The organism is Dyadobacter sp. Leaf189 (assembly GCF_001424405.1).
Taxonomy (GTDB): Bacteria; Bacteroidota; Bacteroidia; order Cytophagales; family Spirosomataceae; genus Dyadobacter.
Map to the genome: position 1 here is coordinate 365585 of NZ_LMPS01000005.1, position 20646 is coordinate 386230.

A 20646-nucleotide genomic window follows, 5' to 3' on the forward strand; every position below is an offset into this window, starting at 1 on the left:
GCTGATCGCAACGAATATTCCTGAAATTTTTGCACATTAACATTTGCGCTGACGCCCGAATACAGTACACGATCTCGCCCTCCCACTAATGCCAGATAAACAATCGATTTCAGACTTTTACCAGCTCTTCTTTGAGCATTCTCACGACCTGATGTGTATGCACGATAGCAAGGGTGTTTTGCTGTCTGTCAATCCCTCAGGTGCAGAAAGCCTGGGCTACGAGCCCAGCCAGCTGGAAGGTAAGCTGTTGGTAGATCTGATGCCAAAAGGTTCCGGACCTGCTTTCGAGGATTATCTTCAGAGGGTTCACCAGAACCGGTATGCCGAAGGCGTTATGCCCATCCTGCATAAAAATGGCAGACAAATGGTATGGCGGTACCGGAACAACCTGATCCGTCAGCAGGGCCAGGAGGACGTTGTGATCGGCAATGCCGTCGATATCACAGACTCGCATAGAATGGCCGTGCAGATGGAGAGACTGCAGGAGCTGTTGGCAGAAACAAACAAGACTGCCAGGGTAGGCGGCTGGGAAGTGCATTTAAAGAACAACAGAGTTTTCTGGACGGAGGTCACCAGGGAAATTCATGAAGTTGGGCCGGATTTTGCCCCTGATATTGAAAAGGGACTTTCCTTTTACAAAGAGGGTTACAGCAAAGAGCTCATCCAGGCTTGCGTGCACGACGCCATCACTGAAGGGAAGGGATATGATGTGGAGCTGGAGTTGATCACAGCGAAAGGTAACCACTTATGGGTAAGGTCTATCGGCAAGACTGAATTTGTGAATGGAAAGTGTGTCAGGCTTTTCGGTACTTTTCAGGATATCAATGAAAGAAAAAAACGGGAGATGGAAATTTCCAGATCGCGTAAACTGCTGCAGGATGTACTCGATTCAGCCTCGAAAATCAGCATTATAGCAACGGACCCGCAGGGAACGATCACCATTTTTAACAAGGGTGCGGAGAACATGCTGGGCTACAAAGCCGAAGAACTCGTCGGCATTCACTCACCGGAATTGGTCCATCTCGGGAATGAGCTCGAACACAGGGCTGTGCAGCTTTCCGGTGAATACAACATTCCCATTTCAGGTTTCCGCACATTTGTACACCACGCCGAACGGCATGGTTCTGACGTGCGCGACTGGACTTACAAAAGAAAGGACGGGTCTCTGATACCCGTCAACCTGACAGTGACTGTGATCCGCTCGGAGGATGGTGAAATAGCTGGTTACCTGGGTATTGCGACGGATATGACCGAAATTCAGACAACCCAAAATGAGTTGTTACTGGAAAAAGCAAGGCTGTCGGCTTTTGTCACACACGCGCCGGCGGCAGTGGCTATGTTCGATACCAATATCTGTTACCTGGCCACCAGCCAGAAATGGATTGAAGATTACCGTCTGGAAAATCAACAGGTAATGGGCCGGTCACATTATGAAGTATTCCCGAATATCAGCGAGCAATGGCGGGCAATTCACCAGCGCTGTCTAAAAGGCGAGATTGTAAAAAGTCACGAAGAATGCTGGCGACCACCCGGATGGGATCATGATCAATACCTGAGCTGGGAGGTAAGACCCTGGTTTTTACATGATAACCAGATAGGCGGGATTATGATGTTCACAAGCGACGTAACCTCCGATGTAGCGCAACGACAGGAGCTCAATGCTGCGAAGCTGGCTGCCGAGCAGGCAAGTGTAGCCAAATCGGAGTTTTTAGCAAGCATGAGCCATGAAATCCGTACGCCGCTGAATGGAATCATAGGTTTTACTGATCTACTTCTAAAAACGGAAATATCCGCGCTGCAAAGCCAGTATCTCAACATCGTCAACCAGTCGGCAGCCGCATTAATGGCGGTGATCAATGACATTCTTGATTTCTCGAAGATCGAAGCGGGAAAGCTGGAACTGGACATCGCGAGGTGCGACCTGATTGAAGTTGTGTCACAGGCAACTGATATCGTTTCTTACTCCATTCAGAAAAAAGGCGTTGAATTCCTTCTCAATCTGGCGCCTTCGCTGCCGAGGTTTGCCTGGGTGGATGAGATCAGATTGAAACAGGTTCTGCTAAATCTGCTCAGCAATGCGGCCAAATTTACGGACCGCGGCGAAATCGAACTAAGTGTTACCCCGGTTGGACTGGCCGGACCTATGCATCAGGCAATCCGGTTTTCGGTCAGGGACACCGGTATCGGCATCAGGGCGGATAGAATGGAGAAAATATTTTCAGCCTTCGCCCAGGAAGACGGAAGCGTGGCCAAGAAGTACGGCGGAACAGGATTGGGCCTGACAATTTCCAACCGGCTGCTGGGAATGATGGGAAGCCGCCTGCAACTGAGCAGCCAAGTTGGCCAGGGAAGTACTTTTTCGTTCGATATTGAGGTGAAGATCGACGATTCTCACCCATTTGCATTTGAAAAAGTGGAAGAAGTCCGCCATGTGCTGATTGTCGATGACAATGAGCATAACCGGATGATCCTGGCTTCTATTTTCGATCTGTTTCACATCAGCACGGATTCCGCTCCGTCCGGTGAAGAGGGTTTGGAACTGCTCAGAACACGCAATTATGATGCGGCGGTGGTTGATTTTCACATGCCAGAGATGGATGGAATTGAGATGATAGAGCAGGTGCGGGAGCAGCTTGATCCGGGTAAGTTGCCAATCCTGCTTCTGCACAGTTCTGCAGACGATGTACTTGTCAATGAAGCGGTAAACCGCCTGAGTATCATGGAACATCTGAGCAAGCCGGTTAAGATTGACGATATCGTTGGTTTTGTTAACAGGGTTTCCAGGAAAACAATCGCTTCTGTTTTTGAGCAAAAAACAAAATTGCCCACACCAGTTTCCGGTGCGAAGCTGCAGGTGCTGATTGCCGACGATAACGATGCCAACCTTTTCCTGACAAACATCCTGGTGAAAAGGCTTTTACCAAATTCCATTATTTCACAAGCCAGAGATGGGGCACAAGCTCTTGGCATTTGTACCACCAGCATGCCGGACCTGATCCTGATGGATATTCAAATGCCGGAAATGGACGGATACGAGGCGACCAGGCAGATCAGAAAACTGGCAGGAGCCGGTCAACTTCCGATTATCGCACTCAGCGCGGGTAGTTTTATAGAGGACCGGGAGAAAAGTGTCCTGGCAGGGATGAGTGCATATTTGACCAAACCCATTAATGAGCAGGCTCTCAGACAGGTTCTATCCGAACAGCTGAACGGTACAGCGGCCGCGGCTGTGAGCAGTCCGGCATACCAGTCCGGCAATGTTACCGCTGAACAACCCGCCGATTTTGATCTCGACCGATTGACAGAAATATTTCTGGGTGATAAAGATTTTGTTCAGGAATACCTGATCGTGACCAGAACTTCGCTTTTAACCACTATGAAAGAACTGGAAGAGCATGTAAGAGCTCGAAATCTTCCATCCGGCAAGTTTGTCGCGCATAAACTGAAAGGGATAGCGGGTTACGCATGCTTACCAAATGTAAATCGCCTGTCAGCAGAATTGGAACATGTTCAGCAAGACGATCCTCAGGTATTTACCAGCATTTTTGAGAATCTGCAAGCTGCTGTTGTTAAGGCTATTATTTTGATTGAAGGTGTAATTGCGCAGGCTGATAAGTAAAATATCGCATTCACTATTTTCCGGTTAGTAAGTTTATTAGAACTAGTTGGAATTATGTAGTAGTTTGTGGGATTAAATCATCTAAATACTATCTAATGCGTACACTTTACCTTACCTCAGTTCTTTGTTCGTTATTTTTTGCTGCAAGAGCCCAAGGCCCAGAAGGGATTTTAGCAACAAGTCAGGAGCAATCACCATCTCTGCCGGTGTCACTTATCTCATTTGATGTTCGGAGTGAAGAAAATGGAATCAGGCTAATCTGGAAAACAAGTGAAGAGATTAACAGCAAGTATTTTGAGATGCAGCATAGTGCTGATGGAAAGGGCTGGTTATCATTCGGGACTGTTACCAGTGCAGGGGAAAGTTCGATCGGCCGCCCTTACGAGTTTTTTCACGATAAGCCGGTAAGCGGAAGCAATTACTACCGGCTAAAAATGGTCGATAACGATGGGAGCTTTGCTTATAGCGACATCAAACAGATCAAGATTTCCAGTCCAACTCACGGTAGGCTGTTCCCGAATCCTAACGCAGGTTTGCTCTCGTTAGATCATCAAACTACAAGTGATGCGGCGAGTATCGAAGTCTTCACGCTCACCGGTCGATCTATTTTTGTGACTTCCATGATTTCAAGTGATGGTATCAGGCTCAACAATGTACCTGACGGGTCGTATGTTGTTAAAGTAGTCAAGAAAGACAGCTCCTCCTTCACCCGAAAGTTGCTAGTCGAAAGACATTGAACTGAAAAAGCTTTTACTGCTCTTCGAAAGCAAACAAAACCCTGCACATCAACAATTTGCAGGGTTTTGTTTTAGTATTTAATGAATGAATCCGTCCACGCTCGTGGGCTTTTAACCTGACAGCTATTTTCTGGGAGAGGCACTTACATATGCATTTTTGCTTGTTTCTTCGAGGTCATTGTAAAATTTGGTCATGTGCTTGATATACAGCTTCCGTTCCCGGGGTGATAGCCTGTTTAACACAGAATCCATTGATTTCGGTATATCAGACAAGAGGTGAGTTACCTTCGTATTTGGAGAGAAAGGTGGTTGAGCGTATAAGCCGATACTGTCGGTAAGAAGGACAGTATCATTGTCAATAGGCTTTTCCGATCCGGTACAGCAGCAAAGTGCGAGTGCACCGAGCGCGATAAAAAGCTTAATCATTTCAAGGAGGGTATATCGTGTAAAACTAGTTCGTAAATCTAGTAAGTTCGAGGCTATTATTAACTACTCAGATGAAGTTATTATAGCCTTAAATTCAGGATATAATCTTGCTTGTTGAGCCGGGGCGGCTTTGATAATTTGTGCCCTAAGTTCTTGCTATGTAACTAATTGTAGTAGCCTTGAATACAACAACTCAGGTTGGAAAGGCTTGGACATCCAGTCGTCAAAGAGTGCCAGGTCGTCGCTGAATTCAAACATCTTTTTGTTGGCCGCCGTCAGGGCAATGATAGCTACCTTGCTTTTGGGGCTATCGAGCGCACGGATTTGCCGGCTTGCCTCAACTCCGTCCATGACAGGCATGTTGATGTCCATTAGTACAACATCATAATGTTTGCTTTTCATTAATTCCACAGCCAATAATCCATTCTCTGCAATATCGAAATTGAGATTCCACTTTTTGAGCGAATGAGAAAGGACCAAGATGTTCATCTTGTCGTCTTCTGCAACCAGTACATTCAATTTCAATGGCTCCGATTTGCCGACCGGGTCTGCGCCTCGCTGCATTGTAACGCCGGGCAAAGGGTAAGCGACAGTAAAATAAAATGAGGTGCCGACCCCTTCCACACTGTCGAATTCAATTACTCCACCTAACAGGCCTACGAGTTTTTTAACAAGCGGTAAGCCAAATCCTGTGCCGTGGTACTGCTTACGGGAAGTTGACTGGATTATCTTAAAGGGCTCGAAAATATCAGCTTTGAATTCCTCAGGAATGCCGATTCCGGTATCGGACACTTTGAAGGTGATATTTACCATTGTATCGCTGCTTCGCCTGGTGCTGATATCGATCTCGATCCGGCCAGCTTCGGTATATCGGATGGAATTGCTGGTCAGGTTCATCAGGATTTGTGAAAGACGTACCGGATCTCCAATCACCGACAAGTCAGACAGCTCGGGCGAACTGGTGATGTTTAAAGAAAGATGCTTCCTGGCCGCTTGTGCACGAAGAACCTGACCAATGTCCGTAACAATGGAAAGTGGTTTGAACTGTTCCTTTCGCAGTGTTATCTTGCTTACTTCAAGTTCATTGAGATTTAAAACATCTTCTACGACCGAGTCGAGTACAGCGGCAGAAAGTCTGATCGATTCAAGCGACTGGTCGCGACGCGCCTGAGGATTTTCGGTCATGAAGATATCAATGCCTCCGACAATGGCGTGCAGTGGAGTACGGATCTCATGTGAAATCATCATCAGAAAATTGGACTTATAATCCGCCATGTCATGCGCGTCTGCTGCCGCGACCTTTAATTCTCCCAAAAGAACCTTTTCCTTCGCATCTGACAATTCAGAATCCTTGAAATAGCGGAAATGAATGTAGAGGAGCATTGCGCAATTGTAAATCACACCGAAAAACAGGGTAGGAGGCTCCACAGAGAATGGATGATCGACAACCGGTACAAAATGATAAGCTTGACCGAGCATGATCCCGCAGGTAACCACAACATTGGTAACGGAATAGATCAGTCCCCACCTGGCGCCCAAAAGGTAAAAACTTGCACTCAGCAGGACGAAAATGTATTGAAGCGTAGCAACATGGTTTCCTGGCTCGAAAAGCAGGGAGGTTGAAATAATGGCGACACTCAGGCTGACCAATGCGAAATGTGCCACCTTTTGCATGGGTACACCTTTGCGAAGCATTACCACAGCAAGCAGGGACAAGCTTACAAAGAATAGCACAACCTCGATCAGGAGCAGTTTGTGTTCAAAATAATGCATGACGGATAAACATATACCCAAAACGCAATAAGCAATAAGTAAAAACTCCAGTGTTCTTGTCCTGATGTCAGTAATGTCGTCTCGCTGACTCCAGTAATTGGGATACTTTTTCTCTAAAAGGTTGAGTAATTCCGGCATGTTAACCACAGTATACAACTTTAAGTTGTATACTACTAAAATTATTGTTCCCGGGCGCATTAACGCCATATTAAGTTTGTGGGTGGCGTTTGGTGGAGCTTTAAATGCTGACTTTTTGATATCTTACCAAACGTTAATGGTAATGCGAAATGATAGTCCTGTATAGATGATCAAATATATTTCTATTCTCTTCTTCACGGCCCTGGTAATCAGAAGCACTGCATGTACCGCACAACTGGCATTGCCAAGCCATGGTAAATCCGGTAAGCAGGGAATCATTACAGGTGCGGATCAAACTGAGAGATACCTACCATATCTGAAAGGAAAACGCATTGGTATGGTGGCCAATCAGAGCTCGCTGATCGGTTCAATAAGCAGTGTGGACAGCTTACTGAGCCTTGGAATTAACATTGTAAAGGTATTTGGACCTGAGCACGGTTTCAGAGGTAATGCCAGTAATGGGGCTGCGGTAAGCAATGAGGTCGATGCGAAGACCGGAATCCCAATCATATCATTATATGGTAAAAATCAGAAACCAACAAAAGAGCAGCTGGCGGATGTCGACCTGATGGTCTTTGATATTCAGGATGTGGGCTGTCGCTACTATACCAATATCAATACGCTGGAATATGTAATGGAAGCCTGTGCCGAAAACAAGAAAGAACTACTCATTCTAGACAGGCCTAATCCCAATGCATATGTAATTGACGGACCTGTGATGACCGATGATAAATTCAAATCAGCGATCGGGATCCACTATATCCCCATGACGCACGGCATGACGATCGGTGAATTTGCCCAATACCTGAATGGGGAAGGATATCTGAATGAGCCGTGTAAAATACAGGTCATCAAGGTTGCCAATTATAATCACGACATGCCCTATGTACCACCGGTCAATCCCTCTCCGAATTTAAATACACGGCAAGCCGTAATGCTTTTCCCTAGCTTATGCATGTTTGAAGGAACTGCGATCAATGAAGGGCGGGGGACTCATATGCCGTTTACTGTTTTGGGAGCGCCCGCACTGAAAGGCAAGTATCCATTCTCATACAAACCTGTAAGTATTCCCGGAATGAGCGAACGCCCCAATCACAAAGACTCGGTTTGTTACGGCTTGGACCTCCGTGATTTTGATATTGAAAAACTTCGCAACAGCCGCCAGATCAATCTTTCCTGGTTAATTGAACTATACAATGCCTATCCTGACAAAGCTCACTTCTTTACTCCCGGAAGAGCGAACCAGGACATATCAGCATTCGATCTGCGCATTGGCACCGATCAGTTAAGAAAACAGATCATCGCAGGCGTCCCGGAAGCCGATATCAGGAAAAGCTGGGAGCCCGGATTGCAGAAGTTTAAGGCAATCCGGATGAAGTATCTTCTATATCCGTAATGAGTAGATTAACGTCGCGGTAAATTCCCCATACTTCACTTTCCTGTCGCATCATGCTCAGGAACGCCGGCGCGAAGCCCGGAACAATTCATTATCATTCCATCATTCAGGTTTAGAAAACAACGGGTACCTCTTTGAATTGTAAGTACTTCGCGTGCTTTTCGATCTCGCTTCATCAATGCAGCCATAGCTTTCATCGAAGCCGATGTTGCGTTCGTCGAATGTCCGTCCTTAATGGTCGATTTTTTTTTAAAGGGAGCTTAATGTTGAAGTACCTTTCTTCCAAGTTAAACATCGCACAGTTGTAGTTGCTCCTACGCACTATTCAATTCCACAAACACGGGTTGAACGATCCATTCAAGCAAATCACCAGTCGAATACATCATTAAGAGACGTCAAAAAAATTATCATATCCTTTCACAATTTAAACTTCAAAAACGTATGAAAACCACTTGTACTAAGGTGCTAGCTTTAGCATTTTTTTGCGGCTTGTTTCAAGGTTGTTCCAAGGATGAACATCCAGTAGTAGACAAATTGGAAACAATAGAAGTTAAGTCGGGGCGTTTAACCTTTGAAAATCAAGCCCATTTTGACAAAGTGTTCGACGAATTGATGAAAAATCAAGACAACGAGTATTTAGTTGCATGGGAGAGTCAGCATAAGGGATTCACTTCGATGAAATCCGCATACGATAACCTGAAAGACACAGACTTTGAAAAAATCGCTCAACAGAATTCGATCAAGGGGTATGAGAATGTACTACAGATAAGGATGGAAAACGGCGAAAAAGAAGCGGCAGCAGTTACAGATCACCCTATTATGGCAAGGCTCTTCAATCACGAGGGATTGCTGTTAATCGGTAAAGATGCATTTAAACTGCAAAAGGATAGGTTGATAAAAATCGACTCCTATAATGAGGCAAAAATTCAAAAGGTTTTTAAATCTCCAAACGAGAATAGTAATCATCTCAAAATAGCGAATCAGATAATTACTAAGGAATCTAAAAATCTGCGAGAAAACGGCGTTTTGGATTTAGATAAATCATGTACCAGTACATACGACACTAAATATAGGTTTAAGGGAATTTTTATTTTAATAGGCTCAACTTCCGTCAACCCGTCGGGTAATTGGACTGCCGATTTCAGTGGTAAGTTTAATTCGGTGATAATGATTGCTCAGCATAGGAAAAGGACAGCGTTCGTATGGCATAATAGTGAGACAAGTGAGTTAAGGATAAATGGTAACGTAGCTTACCTGGATGACAATGGTGGGTATTTTCCGGGAACTTTGACCGAAGTTGTTGCTTATAATGAAGATGAAATTGCAACGGCCAACGGTTGGGGGAATAATTACCGGGCAACAGCTTCGGTAACAGCAAGCGGGATTGGTACTGATGGACAATTTCATGCATGTACAGAAACGCGCTAATTCTTGCAGTTTTGATTAGAACGTGCCCGGTGATACAGATTACCGGACACGTTCACAGATTATTTTTGATTGTTTTTCTTCTTAACTCGACATTTTGTTTTTCCCAGAATGTCATCCTCAATGGTCATGTTACTGATGCGGAGACTGGGGAAGCTGTTATAGGCGCGAGTGTCCGAAACGACGGAAAATCGTCAGGGACGGTTTCAAATACTTACGGGTATTTTATCCTGACATCGCCTTCGGGTAGTTCCAGGCTGGACGTCTCTTGCGTAGGCTATGAATCTCTGACTCTCGATCTTCATACGACTACCGACACCACGCTGAACATCCGTCTGTCCCCTGCCAGCTTCAAACTCGACGAAGTGTTGGTCAAAGCCAAGAGCACCCTTTCCCAATCCAGTGTCGGGTACCTGAGCATCCCCGTAAATAGGTTAAAGGCTGTTCCGATCCTGTTTGGTGAGGCCGATATCGTAAAAGCCCTAGCGCTTACCCCGGGCGTCACCACCGGCAATGAGGGAACGACAGGTCTGTTGGTACGAGGCGGCACGCCGGACCAGAACCTAATATTGCTCGATGACGCGCCCGTTTATAATACCGCCCACCTGTTTGGGCTTGTATCAATATTCAATACCGATGCCGTCAAGAACGTCGAAATGTACAAAGGCGGCTTCCCGGCTCGTTATGGCGGCAGACTTTCGTCAATCTTCGATATTTCGATGAAGGAAGGGAACAAAATGGAGCGAAAAACCGAACGCACCATCGGGTTGGTCAGCTCCCGGATGCTTTGGGAAGGCCCGCTGTCGATGAAGGAAAAACATTACGGCAAATCCAGCTACCTAATCGCGGCAAGAACATCCTATCTTACCTTGTTTCTGCTCCCAAAATACCTGTTATACAAAGCCGGAAAATCGGCCAACTATTTCAACTACTGGCTCTATGATTTGAATGCAAAAATCAACTATCAGCTGAATCCTAAAAGCCAGGTATTTCTCAGTCTGTACCATGGTAACGACTTCTATTCTGCCGGAGAAAGGTCTGACGATAACCGCGGCAGAATGGGCCTTACGTGGGGAAACACAACGGCGACAACGAGGTATAATTATGTGATCCGGCCCAAACTGTTCCTCAAAAGCATCCTGTCTTTTTCCAGGTACCATTATGGAATTTCTACAAAAAGCTTTGAAAAGGACGGGCGGAAGTGGGACGAGACGAGCTTTATCAAATCAGCCTCCATTGTGAATGACCTGACCAACAAGACTTCGATCGAATGGTTTCCGGGATCCGGTCACACGCTCCGCGCCGGGGTGCAGGCTTCGCTGTACAGGTACAGGCCGATGTCGGTCAAGACTAGCATTGCGCTTCCTGCTGATTCACTGTCAAAGATGAATGCGTCCGTTTCTACAAATGAAGCTGCGGCGTTTTTGGAATATGAACTAGCTGTTGGCAAATGGTTGAAGACCAATGTGGGCGGAAGGGTGGTAAATATGCATGTCAACACAAAAAACTATCAAAACTTCGAGCCCAGGGCTACTGTGAATTTTATCTTGCCGGGAGATTTTGCGTTAAAAGGCGCCTATTCCAGGATGAACCAATACATTCATTTGCTGACCAGCAATAGCGTTGGCCTGCCCAACGATGTGTGGGTGCCCGCAACCGAACATATCAAACCTTCTTCCTCCGAACAATATACGGCAGGTATTTCTAAAACGGTCGGAAGCCAGATAGAAGTCAGCATTGACGCCTATACCAAATCGTTATCCAACCTGATAGACTATTCTGCTAACAGCAGTTTCCTGATGAGCTTCAACAGATCCTGGCAAAGCCTTATTGAACAAAACGGGGTGGGCAGGATACGCGGGATAGAAGTGTTCATCAACAAGACCAAAGGAGATTTTACTGGATGGGTTGGCTATTCCCTGTCCAGAAATGAGCGGCGCTTCGATAAGATCAACGGAGGGACATGGTATCCTTCTAATTTTGACCGCCGGCACGTAATCTCGCTTGTCGGAAGCTATACCGGCCCTATTACAAATACCACTTTTTCCGCAGCGTGGGTATACCAGTCAGGAGCGCCGGTAACTGTGCCCATAGCGGTGTACAAAGAATTCGACGAAGGGCAGATTAATCCCAGTTATCCGGAATTCATTTACGGGGACAGGAACAGTGTCAGGCTACCTGCCTATCACCGACTCGATTTCAGCGCCAGCTTTGATCTTAAACGGCGCGGCCGCATGACACTGGGTGTCTATAATCTTTACAATAGGCTAAATCCCTATTATTTGACTGTTAATCTTCAGCCTTCAAATAGACCCGCTCCTTCTCAGCCATTTACCGGTTTTGTTGGATCCGTTAACAAGGTCGGCGTACTTCCGTTCCTACCTTATTTTAGTCATACAGTTACATTTTGATGAAACAGCTGATTATTATTTTGTTGTCATTTTTGATCCTGGTCGGTTGCAAAGAACGGGGTGTCAACCTGCAGCTGCCTTATGAAGGCGACAAACTGGTGCTTTTCGGTCAGGTAAACACCACCGATACTGTGCGGATAGAGGTACAGAAAACCTATCCGCCAACCGATAAATCTACTTACATTGAGGGGATTGCAAACGCGACGGTCGGATTGTTCGATGAGCACGGCTTCCTGGAAACACTCAAGTACCATAGTAAAGGTATCTACATGTCCGGCTCCGGTCGCAAATGGCTGTCAGGGAGCCGATACAGAATCGAAGTAGAAGCACCCGGGTTGCCGCCGGCTTCAACGGCTCTGGAAATGATGCCGACTGCGCCGGTTGTTATCAATTATGAATTCGGCCGATCGATCGATTCGAAATTCAACCCGGGAACACCCTCTAAAGAGTTGATCATCAGTATACAGGACCACCTAAATGAAGAGAACTATTATATGGTAATCGTTAAAAGGAGCATTGGCAAGGATACATTTGGAACGAGCATATTCGACCTGGACAGGCCGATGGATGATTTCGAAGACCCCTGCCAATTCCGTTACCGGTCCAACATCGTGTTATCAGATTTATGTGCTGAAAACGGGAAGATAATATTGAGAAAAGGGGTAGAGCTGAATGATCAATTTGGCAAGGAAGTTGACTGGACTGCGCTGGATAAAGTTACAGTATCCACGAGACAGATCAGTAAAAGCTATTATGAATTTTGCAAAACCTATTATACCGAATCTGAACTTATTACGGCTTTTATGCCACCTTTTCCAAGATATACAAACATTACTGGGGGCTACGGAATTTTTACCGGCTATAATGAAATTACGAAGGAATTCATCCTGAAGAAGTAATCGGATCTAATATCCGCAGAAATTCAATGTGAATATTTGCGGCGCCAGCTATTATAAAGCAAATTGAAACGCATAGCATATATCACAATCTGGCTTCGCAGGTTGAATAAGATGTTCCTGAGAAACTGTTTGTCCAGCAAACCTGGGAAATCTAGGCCTCGTGCGCAGTGTAGGTCCAGACGGCTTCGGGGCAGTGGTTTACGATGTTTTCCGCAATGCTGCCAAGGATCAGGTGTGTCAGGCCGGTATGCCCGTGCGTATGCATCGCGATCATTGAGAATTCGACTTGCCGCGCATATTTTAGAATTCCTTCTTCCTCTGTTTTGGCTTGTTTCACCACTGCCAGGTAGTTATCTAATTCGTAAAACCGCGCAAAGTTTGTCAATGCCATTTTCAGTTCCTGGTCCTTCTGTTTGGATTCAGGGGTTTTCACATGAAGTAAATGAAGTCTCGCATTGAAAAACGTTTGCAATGCTTTCACTTTTTCCAGCAAGCCGCTTTGATTCAATTCGATGTTGGTAGGAAAAATGATGTTTTTGATTTGCTGTACTTTCTGGTTTTTGTGAATGGCGAAAACAGGAACCGGAGCGCTTCGGACAATTTTCTCAGTATTGGAGCCAATGAGCATTTCGCTGAGCCCGCTGGCACCTTTTGTTGCCATTACAACAAGGTCAGCATTCTGCTGGTGAATAGATTTCAAAATGGCGTGATTGAACAGACCTTGTTCAATAGCGAGTTTCACAGGAACATTTCCGGTATCTACCTTCTGCCTTAATTCATCAAAATCAGCAGCGGCCTGTCGTTTCAGTTCAGCAAGAATTGACATTGAATCAACATAATAAGGATTTGTTTCAAGGGTCTCAATGTAATTGGGAGTCAGGTTGATGACGTGTAGAACGGTTACTTCTCCCTGGCTAATAGCCGCAATTTCAACAGCAAATCGAAGTGCCTGCTCAGAGGCTTTCGAAAAGTCACAGGGAACCAGAATATTTTTCATAACATCATGTTTTTGGTTAGTTGCGGAGCCAGTCCATTTTCAAAAATAAAATAACGGAATCGTGGACTTTAATGCTTTGACGGGGCTTAGTCCAGATTATGATTTTGATCACTCAATCCCGTTATTTTGCCCGTTTTCAGCTCATATTCTTAGCTGACCAAAATCATATATGCAGCCTTATACCTTGATGACCTTTGCATTTAAATCTTGCATGCCAATATTTAAATGTTCTGCAAATCATGTACGTAAACAATATCCGCAGCCTGCCATTAAGCAATGTTCTTGAACTACTTAGCAGTAATGAACAAGGTTTGAAGGATGAGCTTGTCAGGGAGCGGCAAAAGGAAAGTTTAAAGAAAACTGTCGGCGACTCGGAGTTTAAACAAAGCCTGAAAATATTTATCAGGCAATTTACCAGTCCGCTGGTGCTCTTGCTTGTGATTGCCGTCATGCTTTCGGCCTTCTTTGGAGAAGTTTCGGATACTTTGATCATCTTTTTTATCCTTATCATCACGGGCTTGCTGAGTTTCTGGCAGGAGCTTCACGCGGGAAAAGCAGTTGAGAAACTTCGGCAAATGATCGAAATCAAAAGCCTTGTTGTCCGCAATGGGGCTGAGCAAATGGTCAATACAGATGAAATTGTGCCAGGAGATATTCTTCGCCTTAAAGCCGGTGACATTATTCCCGCAGACTGCCGGATTATCGAAAGCAATGAGCTTCATGTGAATGAAAGCAGTCTTACCGGTGAAAGTTACCCCGCAGAAAAAATGGAGGGCATATCCGACGAGGACGCTCCTCTGGCGAAAACCTTGAACTGCCTCTGGCAAGGTACCAATGTCGTCAGCGGGACCGCGTCAGCAGTAGCAGTTTATACCGGATCGGAAACCATTTTTGGGAAAATAGCCGCCAGCCTTTCAGATACACAGGAGACAGCGTTCGAAAGGGGCATCAAACAATTTGGTTATTTCCTGTTGCAGATCACGGCGGGTTTGACGCTGATCATTTTTGCAATTAATATTTATTTCCACAAACCCCTTCTGGATTCACTGCTGTTTTCCCTCGCCCTGGCAATCGGAATGGCGCCAGAGTTGCTTCCGGCTATTATGACTGTGGCAATGGCCTCCGGAGCGCAAAGAATGATGAAAAAGAAAGTGATTGTTAAAAAGCTTTCATCCATTTTCAATTTTGGCGAGGTAGGGGTTTTATGCTCGGACAAAACCGGAACCATCACAGAGGGCACGGTAGTCGCCAAGGATTTTGTCGACGTATACGGTAGATCGGATGAGCAGGTCCGGTTGTTTGCGTTTTTGAATGCATCCATGCAGCAAGGCTTTACAAACCCGGTAGATGAGGCGATCTGCGCGCTGGATATCGATAAACACGGTTATGTCAGGCTCGGAGAAATACCTTACGATTTTATCCGGAAAAGGCTGAGTATTCTGGTGGGCTTTGAAGAAAAGGCAACCATTATCAGCAAAGGGGCTCTGGCTAATATTCTTGAAGTTTGTGAATTTGTGAAGTCAGAAACAGGGGAGTTACAGCCTCTTGACGAACAGATGCGACGCAATATCAATGATCGTTTCCAAGATTTTTCCAAAGAAGGCTACCGTGTGCTCGGCATTGCGTCAAAGGTGTTTGGAGGAAATAAAATGACCCGCGATGATGAAAGAGCTATGACATTCATGGGGTATCTGCTGTTGGAAGATCCGTTGAAAGAATCCAGCCTCGCTTCTATTGAGAGGCTTAGAGCAATGCAGGTGCAATTCAAGATCATTACCGGAGACAACCGTTATGCGGCGGCGCATATCGCGCAGCAACTTGGCATCAGCCAGCCCCAGATACTGACGGGGGACGAGCTGAACCAAATGTCGCCGGAAGCGCTTCTGAACAGGGTACTCAAAACAGATGTGTTTTCAGAAATAGAGCCTCATCAGAAGGTCCGGATTGTGAAAGCACTGCAAGCGGCCAAACAGGTTGTGGCCTATATCGGCGACGGGATCAATGATGTGGCAGCGATTAATGCAGCTGATGCAGGTATTTCAACGAGTAATGCCGTGGACGCTGCTAAACAAGCGGCTGATTTTGTTCTGCTGGAAAAAGATCTTTCCGTATTGGCGGATGGGATCCAGGAGGGAAGAAAATCATTTGTAAACTCGATGAAATACATTTTCATCACAACAGGTGCCACATTCGGGAATATGTTCAGTGTTGCTGCGGCTTCACTTTTACTGCCTTTTCTGCCAATGCTGCCCAAGCAGATTTTGCTTACAAACTTCATCACAGACTTGCCTGCGCTGGCAATTGCATCCGATAACGTAGATGATCAGCAGCTTGCTTCGCCCGGTCGCTGGAACATGAAACTGATCCGGAATTTTATGATCGTATTTGGGCTGCATAGTTCCCTGTTTGATTTTTTGACGTTCTATGTCTTGTATTTTCATTTTCACCTGACAGGGGCTGCTTTTCGTACAGGCTGGTTCCTTGAATCGGTGATTACCGAGTTGTTGATTTTGCTGGTAATCCGTACGAATGTATCTTTTTTCAAAAGTAAGCCGGGCAACCTGCTATTAGCTATCACGGTTACTGCGTTGATCTTGACCATTTACCTTCCCTGGTCTCCCGTCTCCTCTTCGCTTGGGCTGACAGCTGTTGCAGGAAAGCAGGTGTTGATTTTACTCGGTATCCTGACAGCGTACATGCTCACCGCCGACTGGTTAAAGGTGTGGTTCTTTAAATTCAACAAAGCCGTTTAACGTTTTGGCCGATGTAGCTAACCATTCGCATTTGCTTATCCGGAACTGGGTGATCTGACTAATGTCAGGGATAGTTTGCCTGAAAATCTTGGGAATAGCACGGGCATTGTTATTTTGCAAAAATACCAAGCCTACTATCCCGGGAAAAGCAGCCAGACATGATTATCACAGCAAACATTCCATGACCAGCGAATCTATCCTTTTTCTGAGAAAATCGATGGATAAGGTCATACTCATAATGAGCGTGATCTGTGCCCTCACAGTGATCTTTCACATTGGTTACAATCGCGACGAAGTGATCGAACGCTTTGTGAACAGGGGCCTGGAGTGGTGCTTCTACTTTTTTACGCTGGCATTGATCCTCAAAACCGTTACTGCATTCAAAAGCCGGTCCACCATAACATCCAGGGTCAGTGAGGCGATCTTGTGCTTTTATTTCCTGGCTGTAACGCTGATCGATAATTATCACTTTGCTGGTGCAGCCGGGACGCACCTTGTCAAGCCCGAATGGATGTATTTGGGGATATTTGCATTGCTGGTGGTGGAGATCTCGAAGCAAACACTGTTTTTTGATCAGTTTTATTTCAACCCTACATTGCTGTTTGTGATCAGTTTCCTGCTGCTGATCCTGATCGGGACCGCCCTGCTTTTACTCCCTAAATCCACGTATCAGCAACAGCTCAGTTTCATCGATGCATTGTTCCTGGCAACCAGCGGCGTGTGCATTACCGGACTTTCGGGCATTGACATTACTGCCGACCTGACCCGGTTTGGACAAACGGTACTGCTGATTCTCGTACAGGTTGGCGGGCTGGGTATTATGACCTTTACGGGATTTTTTGGCTACTTTTTTTCGGGTGGATTCTCGTATAAAAATCAACTGATGTTCACCGAACTGCTGGGTGAAAACAAAGTCAGCACAGTAATTTCGAGTCTTTACAAGATTGTCTTCGTTACTTTTCTGTTTGAAATTATCGGTGGGATTGTGATCTTTTTCACCCTGGATAGCAGCCTATTCCCTGGTGAAGGCGAGCGGTTGTACGCTACTGTTTTTCATGCGATCACCGCCTTCTGTAATGCTGGCTTTTCTACTTTCGAGCACGGGCTGCATCACCCGGCGATCCGGTTTAATTATGCTTTTCAGCTCGGTATTATCCTCCTTTACGTCTTGGGTGGGCTGGGGTTTGCTGTTATTTTTAACATATATGATTTCCTGAAAAGAGGTGTTTTAAATGTTTATCGCAAGGTATTTCACGGCCGGCCTATCAAGCACCGCCTGGTCGTTGTTGCATTTAATTCAAAGATCATTGCTTATACCACTTTCTGGCTGATCCTGGTGGGATTTGCATTGTCATTTATCCTCGAATACAATCATACGCTGCAAGACCATGAAACGCTGACGGGCAAGATGGTAACCGCACTTTTTATCGGCACCAGTCCGCGCTCATCCGGGTTCAACACCGTGCCTATGGAGGGCCTGGCATTTTCTACGATCATGCTCATTTTGCTGTTGATGTGGATCGGTGCGGCGCCAGGTTCAACGGGTGGCGGTATTAAGGTTACTACATTTGCCATTGCGGCTTTGAACATTGTTCGGTTGGCAAGGGGACGTGATCGCATTGAAGTGCTGGGACGAATGGTTTCCGAAGATTCGCTTGCACGTGCATTCGGGATCATCAGCCTTTCGCTGGTTTTTCTGGGCGTGTCTGTGTTTACGCTCACCATCACCGATCCCGAAAAAACATTGCTTTCACTCGCATTTGAGAGCTTTTCAGCATTTACGACCACCGGGCTCAGTCTGGGCATTACGCCAAACCTGAGCAATGCAGGCAAACTGGTGATCATCGTGACCATGTTCGTGGGACGGGTAGGATCGATGACGCTTTTGATTGCATTGATCAAAAAAGCAAAGCCGCAAAATTATCACCTTCCGCCAGAGCAGGTTAATCTTTAAAACACTATGAAATACATCATTTTAGGACTAGGAAATTTCGGCAAGGCGCTTGCAACCAGACTGACCGAACTCGGCCACGAAACCATTGGCGTCGATAAGAACATGCAGAAAGTCTCGCAGCTGAAAGAACAGATCACGCACACAGTGTGTATGGATTGTACGGATAAAAATGCAGTCAGTTCGCTGCCGCTCAAAGATTGCGACGCGGTGGTTGTTGCCATCGGGGAAGACGAAGCTTCATCGCTGCTTACAACTGCGCTGCTCAAACAGCTTAATGTAAAAAAGATCATCGGAAGGGTAGTGTCGGACTTGCAGCGGACTGTATTGGAAGCCATGCAGATTGAAGAATACGTGGTGCCGGAAGAGGAATCGGCCGAGCGTCTGGCCATGCGGCTTGATAACTCGGGCATTGTAGATTCTTTTAAGATCTCCGAAAAATATAGCATTATCGAAACCAAAGTCCCTGAACGCTACATTGGCATGACGCTCGCCGAAGCCGACCTGACCAAGCGTTACAATGTGATCGTGCTGACAGTGCTCACCTTATCCAAAGGTTCAGAAGGAGGGCTGGCCAAAATTTTCAAACGTGCCTCCGGTATTGCCACACCTGATACGGTTTTGCGCGAGAATGAGGTGCTGGTGCTGTTTGGCGAGCTCGAAGACATTGAGCGGCTGATGCATTAACTGGGCAGCACTTACATTATCAGATCTTACTTTAACTTAATACCGGCTTGGACGTGGTGCGCAAATAGACAATTCCGGCCGTGCCTGAAACAACCGAGGCAAGCAGGATACCATACTTGGCCGCATCAATGTGCAGCTCATCGGCGAATGCGAGGTTTGTAACAAATAATGACATCGTAAATCCGACACCGGCGAGCAATGCTACTCCGAAAATGTGCTTCCAGTTTACGAGTCGCGGCAGGTCGGCAATGCCGAGGCGGACCATCAGCCAGGTAAACCCAAAAACGCCGACCAGCTTGCCGATTACCAGTCCGAACATGACGCCGAAACTGACCGGATTAATGAGCGCGGAAAAAAAGTCGCTGCCGATGTGCATACCCGAATTGGCGATGGCAAAGAGCGGCATGATCAGGAAAGCCACCCAGGGGTGTAAGGCATATTCGATCTTTTGCAGGGGCGTTTGTGCGTCGATGCTGATCCTCTTTATTTCTTCAATAATGTGGTGCTGGTCAGATGTCATCAGCGGTCCGTGCAGCGGAATCGCCACTTCAAATGCTCTGGATTGTTCGTCGATCTGCTCTATATATTCCAATTCATTGATCTTGGTGCGTGCGAGAATCGTAAACGCCACCAGCACACCCGCAATGGTCGCGTGAACGCCCGAAAACAGAAAACAAGCCCAAACCGCGATGCCTACCAGCAGGTAAAAAAGCGTGCTGCGGATACCCAGCAAATTGCCAGCCAGCAGCAATACAAGCAATCCGAAACCGAACATCAGATAGCTAAAATCGATGTGTGCAGTATAGAAAAACGCGATCACCAGCACCGCACCCAAATCATCCGCCACGGCCAGTGCCGATAAAAAAACCTTTACTGAAGGCGGAATGTGCTTGCCTGAAAGCGAGAGCAAGCCCAGCGCAAATGCAATGTCCGTCGCCATCGGGATTCCCCAGCCGCCTGCTGATTCCGTGCCGTAATTGAATGCATAATAGATGCCCGCAGGCACCAGCATCCCGCCCAGCGCAGCCACCATGGGCAATGCTGCCTTTTTTGCACTCGATAATTCCCCAGCCATAAACTCCCGCTTCAATTCCAGCCCGATCACGAAAAAGAAGATCGCCATCAGCCCGTCATTGATCCAGATGTGCAGCGGATGATCAAACAAGCTTCCATTAAAACCAACCGAAAGGCTCGTTTCCCAAACGTGGTGGTAAGACGCTCCAAATGGCGAATTGACCCAGATCAGCGCTGCAACGACACATAGAAACAGCACAATGCCACTGGTATATTCCTGGTGGATGAACTTGCTGACAGGTTGGATGACGCGATCGATGGGGGTTCTGGCCATGTGGATGAGGTAAGTGTAATGCTGTTTTTGGCAAATATAGGTCTAAATGCATTTTAGGAAAGAACAAAATTCTTGTCTTGGTTTTG

General features: G+C 46.3%; 13 protein-coding genes. 9 read left to right on the top strand and 4 right to left on the bottom strand.

Annotation, left to right across the window (positions count from 1 at the left end; genetic code table 11):
• Positions 1-88 precede the first annotated feature (88 nt).
• The gene (locus ASG33_RS15925; RefSeq protein ID WP_082489261.1) at positions 89-3619 is read left to right on the top strand and encodes a PAS domain S-box protein; all 3531 of its coding nucleotides are present in this window, start codon (positions 89-91) and stop codon (positions 3617-3619) included.
• Between the two features lie 95 nt (positions 3620-3714).
• Positions 3715-4356, top strand: a complete 642-nt coding sequence (locus tag ASG33_RS15930; protein WP_082489262.1) for a T9SS type A sorting domain-containing protein — start codon at positions 3715-3717, stop codon at positions 4354-4356.
• 123 nt (positions 4357-4479) lie between these two features.
• Here ASG33_RS15930 and ASG33_RS15935 read toward each other — a convergent pair whose 3' ends face one another.
• Both ASG33_RS15935 and ASG33_RS15940 read right to left on the bottom strand, forming a co-directional pair.
• Positions 4480-4782 (bottom strand): hypothetical protein, encoded by a 303-nt coding sequence (locus tag ASG33_RS15935; RefSeq protein ID WP_056287361.1) that lies wholly within the window; start codon positions 4780-4782, stop codon positions 4480-4482.
• 156 nt (positions 4783-4938) lie between these two features.
• Positions 4939-6555 (bottom strand): ATP-binding protein, encoded by a 1617-nt coding sequence (locus ASG33_RS15940; protein WP_056287362.1) that lies wholly within the window; start codon positions 6553-6555, stop codon positions 4939-4941.
• A 304-nt stretch (positions 6556-6859) separates the two neighbouring features.
• On the opposite strand from ASG33_RS15940, the gene ASG33_RS15945 reads away from it, so the two are divergent.
• The 4 genes from ASG33_RS15945 (at position 6860) to ASG33_RS15960 (ending at position 12824) form a co-directional block, all read left to right on the top strand.
• A complete protein-coding gene (locus tag ASG33_RS15945) occupies positions 6860-8089 on the top strand; it encodes an exo-beta-N-acetylmuramidase NamZ domain-containing protein (RefSeq protein WP_056287364.1) in 1230 nt (409 codons plus the stop codon).
• A gap of 441 nt (positions 8090-8530) precedes the next feature.
• On the top strand, positions 8531-9517 hold the full coding sequence (locus ASG33_RS15950) for a hypothetical protein (RefSeq protein ID WP_056287365.1): 987 nt from the start codon (positions 8531-8533) through the stop codon (positions 9515-9517).
• Positions 9518-9582: 65 nt separating this feature from the next.
• The gene (locus ASG33_RS15955; RefSeq protein ID WP_162242752.1) at positions 9583-11925 is read left to right on the top strand and encodes a TonB-dependent receptor; all 2343 of its coding nucleotides are present in this window, start codon (positions 9583-9585) and stop codon (positions 11923-11925) included.
• On the top strand, positions 11925-12824 hold the full coding sequence (locus ASG33_RS15960; RefSeq protein ID WP_056287369.1) for a DUF4249 domain-containing protein: 900 nt from the start codon (positions 11925-11927) through the stop codon (positions 12822-12824). Before ASG33_RS15955 ends, ASG33_RS15960 begins: the two co-directional genes overlap by 1 nt.
• Before the next feature lie 151 nt (positions 12825-12975).
• Here the strand turns inward: ASG33_RS15960 and ASG33_RS15965 are convergent, their stop codons facing one another.
• Positions 12976-13821, bottom strand: coding sequence for a universal stress protein (locus ASG33_RS15965; protein ID WP_056287371.1), 846 nt, complete (start codon positions 13819-13821; stop codon positions 12976-12978).
• A 239-nt stretch (positions 13822-14060) separates the two neighbouring features.
• Between ASG33_RS15965 and mgtA the strand changes: the two genes are divergently transcribed.
• The 3 genes from mgtA to ASG33_RS15980 all read left to right on the top strand — a co-directional run bounded on the left by mgtA (position 14061) and on the right by ASG33_RS15980 (position 19212).
• On the top strand, positions 14061-16574 hold the full coding sequence (mgtA, locus tag ASG33_RS15970) for a magnesium-translocating P-type ATPase (protein ID WP_056287374.1): 2514 nt from the start codon (positions 14061-14063) through the stop codon (positions 16572-16574).
• A 181-nt stretch (positions 16575-16755) separates the two neighbouring features.
• Positions 16756-18528 carry a TrkH family potassium uptake protein gene (locus ASG33_RS15975; RefSeq protein WP_162242753.1) on the top strand — a complete coding sequence of 591 codons (1773 nt, stop codon included), beginning with the start codon at positions 16756-16758 and terminating at the stop codon, positions 18526-18528.
• Positions 18529-18534: 6 nt separating this feature from the next.
• The gene (locus ASG33_RS15980; protein ID WP_056287376.1) at positions 18535-19212 is read left to right on the top strand and encodes a TrkA family potassium uptake protein; all 678 of its coding nucleotides are present in this window, start codon (positions 18535-18537) and stop codon (positions 19210-19212) included.
• Between the two features lie 31 nt (positions 19213-19243).
• Here the strand turns inward: ASG33_RS15980 and nhaA are convergent, their stop codons facing one another.
• Positions 19244-20560, bottom strand: coding sequence for a Na+/H+ antiporter NhaA (gene nhaA, locus ASG33_RS15985; protein WP_056287378.1), 1317 nt, complete (start codon positions 20558-20560; stop codon positions 19244-19246).
• Positions 20561-20646 lie beyond the last annotated feature (86 nt).